This is a genomic window from Azospirillum cavernae (assembly GCF_003590795.1).
In the GTDB taxonomy this organism is placed as follows: Bacteria; Pseudomonadota; Alphaproteobacteria; order Azospirillales; family Azospirillaceae; genus Azospirillum; species Azospirillum cavernae.
Genome location: NZ_QYUL01000003.1, coordinates 56,506 through 68,941 on the forward strand (window position 1 = coordinate 56,506; position 12,436 = coordinate 68,941).

Below are 12,436 nucleotides of genomic sequence, written 5' to 3' on the forward strand. Positions count from 1 at the left end.
GAACAGATTTGGAATGTTCAGTCCATCAAGGCCGCCCCACAGCGGTCAAGAACGGTCACAAAGACCAGCGGTTCGGCCAACCGAACCGGCGAACCATCAGCTTGGAGGAAAAATCCGCATGTCACGTTTTGCTCTGCTGCTCGGCGCGGCCACGGTCGCGCTCGCGTCCGGTTCGGCCATGGCGCAATCCAAGTCGAAGTTCGACATCATCGTCGGCGGCGACGCCTATTTTGAAGCCGGTTTCGTCGGCCAGGACCGCGACGCCGGTCTGCGCTCGACCGACTTCCGCAACCGTCTGCGTCTGGTCGTCACCCCGATCGCCAAGGCTGACAACGGTTTGGAATATGGCGCGCGCATCCGTTTCGGCACCGACACGCCGAACGCCAACCGCGCCACCGTCGCCGACCGCGCCTACATCTTCGCCAACGGCAGCTTCGGCACCGTCAGCGCCGGCATGCAGAACGGCCTGTCCGACGAATACGCCATCATCGCCCCGTCCGATTGGGGCACCGGCGGCGTCGATGGCTCCTTCCCGGCCTATTTCGGCAACACGTCCTCGCCCGGCACCACCGGCAATCTGCGCACGCTGATTTCCGGCAACAGCTCGACCCGCCTCACCTATCTGACGCCGAAATTCTCCGGCTTCCAGTTCGGCGTGACCTATCAGCCGAACTCCGACAGCGTGAACACCGACATCAACCGTCTGAAGACCGCCGCCCCGAACGGCAACATCACGGGCGCCTACCGCGACGTGTTTGAAGTGGGCGGCAACTACGCCGGGGCCTTCGGCGACGTGACGCTGGGCGCCAGCCTCTATTATTCGGGCGGCAAGTCGAAGAACTCCTCGACCTCGACGGCGACCTACGAGGATCTGTCCTCGACCATGGCCGGTCTGTCGGTCGGCTATGGCGGCTTGAAGGTGGCGGGCAGCTACGCCTGGTCGGGCGACAGCGGCTACGTCAAGCGCTCCAGCCTCGCCACGGCGACCAGCCGCGAGAAGCAGAGCGTCTGGACCGTCGGCGCGCAATACACCTTCGGCGCGACCACGATCGGCGCGGCTTACCTCGACGCCCAGGACGCGGGCAGCTTGACGGCGGCGGGCAAGGCCAAGACCGAACTCATCACGCTGGGCGCCCGTTACGTCATCGCCCCCGGCTTCTCGGTCGGCCCGGAGTTCAACCATTTCAAGATCACGTCCGACGTCGCTGGCGCCAACGACAAGGGCAACATCTTCATCGCCCGCACCGATCTCGCTTTCTAAGCGGCGGTTTTTCCTGGTTGTTGTGGAGCTTCGTTCCGGCATGGCGTTTGTCCATCCCGCTCTGCTGGAACGTTCGCTTGCGCTCGTCTCTCGGGTGCGTCCCCTCTCGCGCTCTCCTGGCGAAAGAGGTCCTTCACGCCGGGCGGTGGTTTCACCGCCCGGTTTTTTTCGTTCAACGCGCTGTGTCAGCGCCCGGCCTTGTCCTTGTCCAACCGTTGGCCCAACGCCACGATCAGGCTGACCGCCATGCACATGGTCGCGGTCAGGGAGCGAAAGCCCTTCACCTGCGCGTCTTCCACCGCCAGCGTCACCCCGGCCAGCGGCATGATCGGGCTGAGCGTTCCGTCGGTGATTCCCAGAACGGGGACGCCGTTTTCCGCCGCCAGACGGCAGATGTCCACCGTGTCTTCCGAATAGGGTTTGAAGCTGATGGCCACCAGAAGATCACGGTCGCCAATCGCCTGAACCTGCTGGCGCAGCATGCCGCCCAAGCCGTCGAGCAGCACCGTGCGCCGCCCCAACCGCCCCAGCGCGTAGCCCAGATAGGCCGCCACCGGAAAAGACCGCCGCTGCCCCATGACATAGATGTGCTCGGCCCGCTCCAGCAGATCGAGGGCGCGGTCCAGATCGGTCGCCGTCAACTCCTGCCGCAAATGCTCCAGCGCGTTGATGCCCGCGTCGATGAAATGCTCCAGCACGCGCGAGGCGTCGGACAGGCCGGGGCCGCCCTCGGTCAGCGCCCGGATGCGTTCCTTGTAATTGGGCATGTTGTCGGTCAGACGGGTGCGGAAGACGCGCTGCATCTCCGTGAAGCCGTCGAACCCCAGCGTCTTGGAAAAGCGAATCAGGGCCGAGGGCTGCACCCCGGCCCGTTCGGCGATCTGCGCCACGGTTTCCAGCGCCATGTCGTTCGGATTGGACAGCGCGTATTCGGCGATCTGCCGCAAACGCGGGCTGAGGCTGTTCTGACGCTGGGCGATGGCGGCCTGGAGAGCGGTGAAGCTCGTCGGCGCGTCGGTGTCTGGCTCCATGGGGTGGGATCGGCCTGTCGGTGGGGCGCGGAACAGCGCGGATTCTAGTAGAATAAATGTTCCCGCTGCCCGAACCAAGCTTTGCGTTGCGCCCGACCGGCTGGGCGCAACGACGCAGGCGCGCCCGCCCTCAATCAACCGCAATCATTCACGCCGCTTTCACGTCTGACAGGAAGCCTTCGACCTCATGGCGCAGGCGGCGGCTTTCGTGGGTCAGCCCGTCGGCTTCGTCGCGGACCAGACCGGCGGCGGCGCCGGTTTCCGCCGCCGCGTCGGTGACGCTGGCGATGCGGCGGGTGACAGGGGCGGCGCTGTCCGACACCTCGGCGGCGTTGCGCGAGATGGTGCGGGTGGCGGCGCCCTGCTGATCGACGGCGGCGGCGATGGCGGCGGAAATGCGCGACACGTCGCGGATGACCGCACCGATGCCCTCAATGGCGGCGACCGCCGCGCGGCTGGCGGTTTGCAGGCTGCCGACTTGGCGCACGATGTCCTCGGTCGCCCGCCCGGTCTGTTCGGCCAGCGATTTCACCTCTCCGGCCACCACGGCGAAGCCCTTGCCCGCCTCGCCGGCGCGCGCCGCCTCGATGGTGGCGTTCAGCGCCAGAAGGTTGGTTTGCTTGGTGATCGCGGTGATGAGCGCCGTCACCTCGTCGATCAACTATCCTTGTAAGCTACAGGAAAGATAATTTTTAGTCCTCAAGCAAGGTAAGCTATGCTTACCTTGCTTGAGGACTAAGTGTCAATATCAAATCGAAATGTGCAAAAATTTGTTGACCCATGCAGTTCGCAACAGCCATGATCCGTTTCAGAGGGGAGCGGTGATGGCTGACGAGTATGAGCTTCAGTTGGAAACGCAAATTGCAGATTTTCTTGCAGAAATCGCTGCAATGAAAAAGCGTACAACCCTGCTTAAAGAGCAATGCAGCGCATTGCGCTCTGCGCTGGACATTTATCGCAAATCAAGAGTTAAAAGAAAGTTGGCGCGCAAAAAAAATCAGCGCGAACTTGTTTTGGAATTGCTTGAAGAGGTATGGCCAAGAGGCTTGAAGCCGAGGCAGCTTGTAGAAGTTGCCAAGAAGCAGGGGTACGTTCTCAACGAAAATACTGTCGCATCACACTTAAGCCGGGCTTTAAAAGCCGGTCTAGTTGGGAGAACGCACTTACACGAATACATCCGCCCACCAGGCGGATATCGTGCCAAAGAAGCTACGGAATGACGCCCATCGGGCATCACGGGACGGTAGGGTGGTGGCGAAACTGGTAGACGCAATAGCTTTGCAAGCTATGTCCTTGGCCGGAAATTGCGGGTTCGAGTCCCGTCCACCCCACCAGCGATCAAATTAGTGGTTTACCGAACGGTGAGTCGAACCTCCGCTGAGCCTTAAAGAGGGGCCAGTTCGGAAGGCGGACATAGATTAGAGTACATCCGCCCACCAGGAGGCATGTTCTTTGAACGACAGGATGATGCCCATCGGGCATCAAGGGTCGGTGGGGTGGTGGCGAAACTGGTAGACGCAGTAGCTTTGCAAGCTATGTCCTTGGCCGGAAATTGCGGGTTCGAGTCCCGTCCACCCCACCAGCGATGATACTAACGGTTCACCGAACGATGCGTCAAACCTCTTCTGAAGATAGTCAGTTCAGAGGAGAAACCCCGACGTCGGCGACGCGGACGACGGCGCCGGTGCGCAGGGACAGGATCGCCGCTTCGGCCAAACGCTGGGCCTCGCGGCCTTCCTGGAAGCTCGACAGCGGGGTCGCGCCGGTTTCGACGCAATCGACGAAATGGTCGATCTCTGCCAGATAGGCGTCCTGGTAACGCTCGATGAAGAAGTCCAGCACGGGATCCATCGCCCCGGTGCGCGCCGCGCCCCAGGCTTCCACCGTGGTGGCGCGGCGGTTTTGCGCCTGCAACATGCCGGTCGCGCCGAAGGCTTCGATCCGCTGGTCATAGCCGTAGGCGCTGCGGCGGCTGTTGTTGATGTGGACCAGCGCGCCGGACGCCGCGCGCAGCACCAGCATGGCGGCGTCGATGTCGCCCTCCGCGCCGATGGCGGGGTCGATCAGGTTGGCGCCCATGGCCTGCACCTCGACGATGTCGCCCGCCAGATAGCGCGCCATGTCGAAATCATGGATGGTCATGTCGCGGAACAGCCCGCCCGACTTCTTGACGTAGCTGGCGGGGGGCGGGGAGGGGTCGCGGCTGGTGATGACGACCTGTTCCAAACGGCCAATCTCGCCCGCCTGGATGCGGTCGCGCACCGCTTTGAAGGACGGATCGAAACGGCGGTTGAAGCCGATCATCACCAGCGGGTTGAGGGGGCCGATCTCCGCCCAGCAGGCTTCCACCCGGCCCATGTCCAGGTCGATGGGCTTTTCGCACAGCACCGGCTTGCCCGCCTTGGCGGCCAATGCGATTAGATCGACGTGGGTGTCGGTGGACGAGGCGACGAACACGGCGTCCACCGCCGGATCGGCCAACGCCTCCTCCACCGACAGGGCGACCTTGGCGCCGACGGCGGCGGCGGTCTCTTGCGCGGCGGCGGTCGCGACGTCATAGACGACCGTCACGTCGGCGCGCGCGTGCGCCTTGATGTTGCGGGCGTGCATGCGGCCGATGCGGCCACAGCCGAGAACGGCGAAACGAACCATGGGAAACACTCCTGAGGGGAAACGCGACGATAAAGCAGAAGAGTGACGGAGACGGGATCACACGCTGTCCACCGCGATCCAGCGCCGTTCGCGGGCCGACGCATGGATGGCCTCCGCCACCTGTTCGATGGCGCAGGCGTCGCGGAAATCGGGGTAGGCCGCCGCCTTGCCCCCGGCCCGATGGGCGCCGATGGCCTCGACCAGGGCCTTGACCTCGATGGTTTTCAAATCGCCGAAGCCGATCTGATGGCCGGGGGCGGGGCAGAAGGCGCCGTAATCGCCATGCTCCGGCCCGGCGGCGATGGTGCGGAAGCCGTCGCGCCCGCGCGGCCCACCGCTGGTGTAAAGCTTCAACTCGTTGAAGCGCTCTTGGGTGAAGGCGAGGGAGCCGGTGGTCCCGATCACCTCGAAGGCCAGTTGCATCTTGCGGCCTTGGGCGATCCAACTGGCCGTGACCGTGCCGGTGGCCCCGTTGGCGAACTCCAGCAGCGCGTGCGCTTGATCGTCCACCGTCACCGCGCGGGTTTCGGCGGAGCCGGGCGCGACCGGGCGGCGGTCGTGGACCGTGTGCAAACGCCCCGACACCGCCGCGACGTCGCCGACCAGATGGCGGGCCAGCGACAGGATGTGGCTGCCGATGTCGGCCAGCGCGCCGCCCGCGTTGTCGGCCTCGCACCGCCAGGTGAAGGGGTGGGCGGGGTCGGCCATGAAATCTTCGGCGTGGACGCCGCGAAAGCCGGTGATCGCGCCGATCTCCCCGCTCTGCACAATCTCGCGGGCCAGCGCGATCATCGGGTTTTTCAGATAGTTGAAGCCGACCAGCGTCACCACGCCGCGCGATTCGGCCGCCGCCGCCATGGCGCGGGCGTCGGCCAGCGTGGTCGCCAGCGGCTTTTCGCAATAGACATGCTTGCCCGCCGCGATGGCCGCCAGCGCGATGGGCGCGTGCAGCCGGTTCGGCGTGGCGATCGCCACCACGTCGATGGCCGGATCGGCGACTAGGTCCCGCCAATCGCCGCTGTGGCGGCGGAAGCCCAGCGCGCGGGCCGCGTGGGCCGCCGTCGCCTCGTCCCGTTCGGACAGAAGGTCCAACACCGGGGTCAGCGGCAGATCGAACAGGCCGCCGACGGCGCGGAAGGCCTGGGCGTGGGCGCGGCCCATGAAACCGCTGCCGACCAGCCCGACATTCAAGGCGTTCATGAGGGTTCCCCTTGCGTCCGCGTCGATCAACGCTTGCCGCGCCGCATCTTGGCGTAGGTGTCGAAGGCGACGGCCAGGACGATGATGACGCCCATCACGATCTGCTGGAAATAGGGCGAGACGTTCATCATCACCAAACCATTCAGCAGAACGCCGATCAGCAAGGCCCCGATCATCGTGCCGCCGATGCCGCCCATGCCGCCGAACAGGCTGGTGCCGCCGATCACCACCGACGCGATGATGCGCAGCTCATAGGAGGATCCGGCGATGGCCTCCGCCGATCCCAGACGGGCCGACAGCAGGAAGCCAGCCAGCCCGGCGAGGAAGCCGACGATGACGTAGACCGAGACCAGAACGCGCGGCACGTTGATGCCGGTCAGGCGGGCGGCTTCCGGGTTGCCGCCGACGGCGTAGATCTGGCGGCCATAACGGGTGTAGCGCAGCACGACATAGCCCGCCGCCGCGACGACGAACAGCACCAGCACCGGCACCGGGATGCCCAGCACGTCGCCCCGGCCCCACCAGCGATAGCCCGCGTCAAAGCCCGCGATGGGCGCGCCGTCGTTCATCATCAGCGTGGCGCCGCGCCAGATGGTCATGCCGCCCAGCGTGACGATGAAGGGCGGGACGTTGAACAGGGTGATGGTCTTGCCGTGGATGTAGCCGGTCAGCGTGCCGATGGCGCAGGAGATCAACAGGGCGACCAGAAAGCCCATGCCGAAAAAGGCGCCAGCCCCAACGTTGGTGACGACCCAGGCCCCGGCCAGCGCGCCGAAGGCCAGGACGGAGCCGACGGCCAGATCGACGCCGCCGGTCAGGATGACGCAGGTCATGCCGACGGCGACGATGCCATAGATCGACACCTCGGTCAGAATGTTGGTGAGGTTGCGCACCGACAGGAAATTCGGGCTGCTCATGCCGAAGGCGACGCACAGCACGATCAGGAACATCAGGACGCCGTATTTCTCCAGGAACTGGACGACGTCGATGTTGCGCGGCTTTTTCGGCGGTTCGGTCGCCCCGGTGGAAACGGTCGCGGCGGTGGTCATGGTCTTGTCCTTCATCTCAGTGCGCCGCGTGAACGTGGGCGGTCGCGGCGGCGCCAATCGGGCCGCCAACCGGGCCGCCAACTGGTGGGCCACCCAGGGCCATCAGGCTCATCAGCCCTTCCTCGGTCGCGTCCTCGGCGGGCAGGCTGCCGGTGATGCGGCCTTCGCGGAAGGTGACGATGCGGTCGCTGACCGCCATCACCTCCGGCAGTTCGGACGAAATGACGATCACCGCCACCCCGGCCTTGGCCATCTCGAACAGCACCTGATGCACCTCGGCCTTGGCGCCGACGTCGATGCCGCGCGTCGGCTCGTCGACGATCAACACCTTGGGGTGCAGGGCCATGCAGCGGGCCAGCAGCACTTTTTGCTGGTTGCCGCCCGACAGGGTGCCGATGGCGACCTCGTCGTTCGCCATGCGGATTCCCAGCTTGCGGGTGTAATCGGCGATCAGCGCCCGCTCGCCCGTCTCATCGACGAAGAACCGCCATTTCGACAGCCGCTTCAGGCTGGGCAGCGACATGTTGTGACGGATCGAATGGGGCAGGAAACAGCCCTGCTGCTTGCGGTCCTCCGGCACCAGCGCGATGCCCGCCGCGATCGCGTCGCCCGGGTTGCGGATCGGCGTGACCTTGCCGTCCACGACGATGACGCCGCTGTCGCAGCCGTCGGCGCCGAAGATGACGCGCGCCAACTCCGTTCGTCCGGCCCCGACCAGACCGGCGAAGCCGACGATCTCGCCCGCCCGCACCTGCACCGACAAATCGGTCAGCACGCAGGCGTGCGGATCGGCCAGATTGCCCGCGCGCGACACGCCGCGCACCTCCAGCATCACCCGTTCCCCGGCGAAGCGGTCGCGGCGGCGCTGGAACTCGACGTCGCGGCCCACCATCAGGCGGACCATGTCCTGCATGGTCGATCCCTGGACGGCGCGGGTGTCGACGTAACGCCCGTCGCGGAACACGGTGAAGCGGTCGCAGACCGCCGCCACCTCGACCAGACGGTGGGTGACGTAGATGATGCTGATGCCCTTGGCGCGCAGGCCGTGGATGATCGCGTGCAGCTTGTCCACCTCCTTGCCGCTGAGCGCCGCCGTCGGTTCATCCATGATGATGAGCCGGGCGTTCATCGTCAGCGCCTTGGAGATTTCGACCATCTGCTGTTCGGCCACGCTCAACACGCGCACCGGCATGCGGGGGTCAAGGTCCAACCCCAGCTCGTCAATGACCGTCTTGGCGTCGCGGTACATTCGCCGCCAGTCGATCAGACCGTTGCGGCGCAGAGGCTCGCGGCCCAGATACATGTTTTCGGCGATGGTCATCGCCGGAAGCAGGTTGAATTCCTGGTAGATCGTGACGATGCCCAACCGCTGGCGCGCCATCGGCGTGTCGGCGGGATCCAGCGTCTGACCGTCGAAGACCATGACGCCGCCGTCGCTGGGCTGCGCCCCGGCCAGGATTTTCAGAAAGGTGGATTTGCCGGCGCCGTTCTCGCCGAGCAGGGCGTGAACCTCGCCCCGCTCGATCTCGATCCGCACGCCGTCAAGGGCGACGACGCCAGGAAAGACCTTCTTGATGTCCGCCGCCTTAAGGATCGTCTGACCCATCACCGGCCTCCCAAAATGGCCCAAAATGGAGTGTGTGGAACGATCCGGGGAACCGGACGGACGGGATGGCGTCCGTCCGGTTCCCCGCTCGTTCAGGCTTGCTTCGAACGAGGAGGCTTACTTGACCTCGCCGATGCGGTCGGCCTTGTCGAGATTGTCCTTGGTGATGAGCGTCGGCTCCAGCGCCATGCTCTTCAGCTCGCTTCCTTTGCGGATGTGGTTGACCAGGGTGTTCAGGGCCGTGCGGATCTGGGTGCTCGGGCTTTGCTCCACCGTGCCGGACATTTCGCCCGCGCGGATCTTGCCCAGCGTTTCCGGCAGAGCGTCGAAGCCGATGACCAGCGTCTTCGACTTGCCGCCGCTGGTGGAGCGCACGGCCTCCAGCGCGCCCAGCGCCATGTCGTCGTTCGACGCGACGACGACGTCGGGCGGGTTGCTGGCGTTGGCGGTCAGGATGCCTTCGGTGACGGTCAGACCCTCGGCCCGCTTCCAGTTGGCGGTCTGGTCGGCGATCAACTGATACTTGGACCCCGCCGCAGCGATGCCGTCGCGGAAGCCCTTGGCCCGGTCGATGGCGGAGCTGCTGCCCGGCTGGCCGCTGAGATGGACGATGCGGGCGCCGTTGGGGAAGGTCTTGACCACCCAATTGGCCAGCGTGCGGCCACCGGCGACGTTGTCGGCGCCGACATGGGCGACCGGCTTGGTCGTGCCTTCGACGCGGCGGTCCACGGTGACGACCGGGATCTTCTCGGCCAGCAGATCGTCGATGGCCGGGGCCAGCGCCTTGGCGTCGTTCGGGGCGACGATGACGCCCTTGGCGCCCTGCACCACCGCGTTGGCCAGATCGGCGGACTGTTTGGGCGAGTTGCTTTGCGCGTCCACCACGATCAGGCTGACGTCGAGAACCTTTGCTTCGGCCTGAAGGGCGCGGTTCATGGCGATGACGAAGGGTTCCGACAGGTTCTGGAAGCTGACGAAAATCTTCTCGCCCGCCGCCAGCGCGGAGAAGGAGGTCAGCGCCGTGGTGGCGGCCAGAGCGGCGCCGAAAGCGAGAGCGAGCGTGTTCTTGGACATGATTTCCTCCGGTTTGGTTTTTTGACGCGATGGGCTTGGAACGGTGCGAGGGGAACGGTGCGAGGCTTTGTCCGCCCGGACGTTGATCGTCCGTGGCGGCCTCCGTGGCGATGCTCAGGACATCGTCGGCATGACGAAGTCGGCCCCGGCGCGGATGCCGGTCGGCCAGCGGGTGGTGATGGTCTTCAGACGGGTGTAGAAGCGCACCCCTTCCGGCCCGTGCATGTGGTGATCGCCGAACAGCGAGCGTTTCCAGCCGCCGAAGCTGTGGAAGGCCATCGGCACCGGGATCGGCACGTTGACGCCGACCATGCCGACTTCGATCTCCGCCCCGAAGGCGCGCGCGGTGTCGCCGTCGCGGGTGAAGATCGCCGTGCCGTTGCCGAATTCGTGCGCGTTGATGAGATCGACCGCTGTGCGGTAATCGGGAACGCGGACCACCGCCAGCACCGGGCCGAAAATCTCTTCCTTGTAGATCCGCATCTCCGGCGTCACCCGGTCGAACAGCGTGCCGCCCAGGAAATAGCCGTCGGCGCACTCTGGATCGGCGATGGCGACCTCGCGGCCATCGACGATCAGTTCGGCCCCTTCAGCGACGCCAAGGTCGATGTAGCCGCGCACCTTGTCGCGATGGATCCCGGTGACGAGCGGACCCATGTCGGCGGCGGGATCCGTGCCGGGACCGATCTTCAGGCCGCGCACCCGCTCGGTCAGCTTGGCGACCAGCGCGTCGGCCACCGCGTCCGTCACCGGCACGGCCACTGAAATCGCCATGCAGCGCTCGCCAGCCGACCCATAGGCCGCGCCCATCAGCGCGTCCACCGCTTGGTCAAGGTCGGCGTCGGGCATAATAATCATGTGGTTCTTGGCGCCGCCCAGCGCCTGCACCCGTTTCCCATGGGCCGCGCCCGTGGCGTAAATATACTGAGCGATGGGGGTGGAGCCGACGAAGCTCACAGCCTTGACGTCGGGGTGGGTCAACAGGGCGTCCACCGCGATTTTGTCGCCATGGACGACGTTGAACACGCCGTCGGGCAGCCCGGCCTGCTTCAACAGATCGGCCAGGAACAGCGCCGCGCTCGGCACCCGTTCGGACGGCTTCAGGATGAAGCAGTTGCCGCAGGCGATGGCGACCGGAAACATCCACATCGGCACCATGGCCGGGAAGTTGAACGGCGTGATTCCGGTGACGACGCCCAGCGGTTGGCGCAGCGAGTGGCTGTCCACGCGCGTGCCGACATTTTCCGCCACCTCACCCTTCAGCAGATGGGGGCCGCCGCAGGCGAACTCCACCACCTCCAGCCCGCGCGTGACTTCACCCAGCGCGTCGGAATGGACCTTGCCATGTTCGGCGGTGATGAGGCTGGCGAGCGTGGCGGCGTTGGCCTCCAGCAACTGCTTGAAAGTGAACATCACTCGCGCCCGGCGCAACGGCGTGGCGTTCGACCAGGCCGGGAAGGCGGCGCGGGCGACGGCCACCGCGCGGTCCACCTCCGCCGCCGTCGCCAGCGGAACCTTGGCGCTGACGCGGCCCGTCGCCGGGTTAAACACGTCGCCGCTGCGTCCGCTGGTTCCGTCAACCAACGCGCCGCCGATGAAATGCGGAAGGATCTTGGTCATGATGAAGGCGATCTTTCGGAAGAGAGCGGCGCGGTCACAGGCCGAGTTCGGCGACCAGCGCGCTGAGATGCTGACGGCCCTTGGTGACGTAGGTCAGCGGGTGAGCCTTGGCGGGATCCTGTTCGGCTTCGATCACCAGCCATTCGCCGCGATAATTCTTGGCCTTCAGCGCGGCCAGCACCGCCGGGAAATCGACGCAGCCGTCGCCCGGCACGGTGAACACGCCGTTCACCACGGCGTCGAGAAAGCTGCTGTCGCCAGCCTTGGCCGCCGCCAGCACGTCGGCGCGGACGTCCTTGCAATGGACATGGTTGATGCGATGGCCCCAGGCGGCGACGACGTCCAGCGGGTTGCCGCCCGCGAAGGTCAGATGCCCGGTGTCGAGCAGAACGCCGACGCTGTCGCCGGTGGAGTCGGCGAAGCGGTTGATCTCGTCCGGCGTCTCAACCACCGTGCCCATGTGGTAATGGTAGGCCAGCGGGGTTCCCTGTTCGCGCAGGTAATCGCCGAATTCGGTCATCTTGCGCCCGAACTCCGCCCATTGCCCGGCGTCGAGTTTCGGGCGTTTGGACAGCGGCGTGCCGCGTTCGCCATGGACGCAGCCGGTGGTTTCCGCCACCACCATGACCGAACAGTTGAACGCCTTCAGCAGGCGCAGATGCGGCTGCACCGCCTCGATCTCCTCGGCGACGCTGCGCTCCAGCAGACCGGCGCTGTACCAGCCCGAGACCAGCGACAGGCCGTGACGCTCCAGGATCGGGCGCAGGGCGTCGGGATCGCGGGGGAATTTGTGGCCAAGCTCGAACCCGGCGAAACCGGCCTGACGGCCTTCGGCCAAGCAGACCTCCAGCGGGGTGTCGCCACCCAGCTCCTGCATGTCGTCGTTGCTCCAGGCGATCGGGTTGACGCCAAGACGAACGGTCATAATCGGGTGCTCCCACAC

Annotated in this window: 10 protein-coding genes, 1 tRNA gene and 1 pseudogene; 3 read left to right on the forward strand and 9 right to left on the reverse strand. The window is 65.7% G+C overall.

Annotation, left to right across the window (positions count from 1 at the left end; all coding sequences use genetic code 11):
- Nucleotides 1-118: 118 nt before the first annotated feature.
- On the forward strand, nt 119-1,261 hold the full coding sequence (locus D3877_RS20225) for a porin (RefSeq protein ID WP_119832616.1): 1,143 nt from the start codon (nt 119-121) through the stop codon (nt 1,259-1,261).
- 185 nt (nt 1,262-1,446) lie between these two features.
- Here D3877_RS20225 and D3877_RS20230 read toward each other — a convergent pair whose 3' ends face one another.
- Both D3877_RS20230 and D3877_RS20235 read right to left on the reverse strand, forming a co-directional pair.
- Nucleotides 1,447-2,292: a MurR/RpiR family transcriptional regulator gene (locus D3877_RS20230; RefSeq protein ID WP_119832617.1), complete on the reverse strand. Its 846-nt coding sequence runs from the start codon at nt 2,290-2,292 to the stop codon at nt 1,447-1,449.
- Nucleotides 2,293-2,440: 148 nt separating this feature from the next.
- Nucleotides 2,441-2,950, reverse strand: a pseudogene (locus D3877_RS20235) (methyl-accepting chemotaxis protein); the annotation flags it as partial.
- Between the two features lie 166 nt (nt 2,951-3,116).
- On the opposite strand from D3877_RS20235, the gene D3877_RS29545 reads away from it, so the two are divergent.
- Both D3877_RS29545 and D3877_RS20245 read left to right on the forward strand, forming a co-directional pair.
- Nucleotides 3,117-3,512 carry a hypothetical protein gene (locus D3877_RS29545; RefSeq protein WP_147395245.1) on the forward strand — a complete coding sequence of 132 codons (396 nt, stop codon included), beginning with the start codon at nt 3,117-3,119 and terminating at the stop codon, nt 3,510-3,512.
- Nucleotides 3,513-3,785: 273 nt separating this feature from the next.
- A tRNA-Ala gene (locus D3877_RS20245) sits at nt 3,786-3,874 on the forward strand.
- Between the two features lie 53 nt (nt 3,875-3,927).
- On the opposite strand, the gene iolG is transcribed toward D3877_RS20245, so the two are convergent.
- From iolG to iolE, 7 genes are all read right to left on the reverse strand, one after another.
- Nucleotides 3,928-4,944: an inositol 2-dehydrogenase gene (iolG, locus tag D3877_RS20250; RefSeq protein ID WP_119832619.1), complete on the reverse strand. Its 1,017-nt coding sequence runs from the start codon at nt 4,942-4,944 to the stop codon at nt 3,928-3,930.
- A gap of 57 nt (nt 4,945-5,001) precedes the next feature.
- Entirely contained in the window at nt 5,002-6,144 is a 1,143-nt protein-coding gene (locus D3877_RS20255; RefSeq protein WP_119832620.1) for a Gfo/Idh/MocA family protein, read from the reverse strand.
- Between the two features lie 26 nt (nt 6,145-6,170).
- Nucleotides 6,171-7,193 carry an ABC transporter permease gene (locus tag D3877_RS20260; RefSeq protein WP_119833110.1) on the reverse strand — a complete coding sequence of 341 codons (1,023 nt, stop codon included), beginning with the start codon at nt 7,191-7,193 and terminating at the stop codon, nt 6,171-6,173.
- A gap of 16 nt (nt 7,194-7,209) precedes the next feature.
- Entirely contained in the window at nt 7,210-8,799 is a 1,590-nt protein-coding gene (locus D3877_RS20265; protein WP_119832621.1) for a sugar ABC transporter ATP-binding protein, read from the reverse strand.
- A gap of 117 nt (nt 8,800-8,916) precedes the next feature.
- Nucleotides 8,917-9,873: a substrate-binding domain-containing protein gene (locus tag D3877_RS20270; RefSeq protein WP_119832622.1), complete on the reverse strand. Its 957-nt coding sequence runs from the start codon at nt 9,871-9,873 to the stop codon at nt 8,917-8,919.
- 114 nt (nt 9,874-9,987) lie between these two features.
- Nucleotides 9,988-11,493 carry a CoA-acylating methylmalonate-semialdehyde dehydrogenase gene (locus D3877_RS20275; RefSeq protein WP_119832623.1) on the reverse strand — a complete coding sequence of 502 codons (1,506 nt, stop codon included), beginning with the start codon at nt 11,491-11,493 and terminating at the stop codon, nt 9,988-9,990.
- 34 nt (nt 11,494-11,527) lie between these two features.
- On the reverse strand, nt 11,528-12,418 hold the full coding sequence (gene iolE / locus D3877_RS20280) for a myo-inosose-2 dehydratase (RefSeq protein ID WP_119832624.1): 891 nt from the start codon (nt 12,416-12,418) through the stop codon (nt 11,528-11,530).
- Nucleotides 12,419-12,436 lie beyond the last annotated feature (18 nt).